Genomic DNA, 1,010 nt, shown 5'->3' with positions numbered 1-1,010 from the left:
GCGCAGCAGCGCGCGCAGGTCGTAGCCTTCGGTGGCGAACAGGCACAGGTAGAGCCGGCCTTCGGTCGACAGGCGGATGCGGCTGCAGTCGCCGCAGAAGGCGTGGGTGACGCTGGAGATCACGCCGATCTCGCCGGCGCCGTCGCGGTAGCGCCAGCGCTCGGCGGTTTCGCCGCTATAGTTGGCCGGGATGGCTTCCAGCGGGAAGGCCTCGTGGATGCGGCGCACCACGTCGGCCGAGGGCAGCACCTCATCCATCTGCCAGTGGTTGCTCGCGCCCACGTCCATGAACTCGATAAAGCGCAGGATGATGCCGCTGCCGCGGAAATGCGCGGCCATCGGCACGATCTCCCCATCGTTGGTGCCGCGCTTGACCACCATGTTGACCTTGATCGGCGCCAGCCCGGCCGCCTGGGCGGCCTCGATGCCGTCCAGCACATCGCGCACSGCGAAGTCGACATCGTTCATGCGGCGGAAGGTGGCGTCGTCGATGGCGTCCAGGCTCACGCTCACCCGCGTCAGGCCCGCATCGCGCAGCGCGCGCGCCTTGCGGGCCAGCAGCGAGGCGTTGGTGGTGAGGGTGAGGTCCAGCGGCTTGCCAGACACCGTGTCGATGCGCGCCAGCATTTYCACCAGCTTCTCGATGTTCTTGCGCAGCAGCGGCTCGCCACCGGTGAGGCGGATCTTCTCCACGCCGTGCGCAACGAAGAGGCGAGCMGCGCGCTCGATTTCCTCGAAGCTCAGCAGCTCGGAATGGGGCAGGAAGGTGTAGTCCTTGTCGAACACTTCCTTGGGCATGCAGTAGACGCAGCGGAAATTGCAGCGATCCGTGACCGAGATGCGCAGATCATGGAGCGGCCTGCCGCGCGTGTCGGCAACCAGCCCGATTGGTGCGGCGAGCACGGCCGGAATGCTTGGCGTCATCGAGCGGTAGCGATGGTCGCGCAGGTCGAAAATGGGAATGACGGATTCGGTCATGGCAAAATGGGAATGACGGATTCGGTCATGGC

General features: G+C 66.0%; 1 protein-coding gene. It reads right to left on the bottom strand.

Annotated features, from left to right (window positions below; all coding sequences use genetic code 11):
- Positions 1-978, bottom strand: a 978-nt coding sequence (gene moaA, locus AC1DS3_RS39020; protein WP_477129412.1) for a GTP 3',8-cyclase MoaA, incomplete at its 3' end; no start/stop codon positions are given.
- Positions 979-1,010 lie beyond the last annotated feature (32 nt).

Source organism: Cupriavidus sp. 01L46, from assembly GCF_056399905.1.
This window is presented reverse-complemented; position numbering and strand designations above follow the sequence as displayed.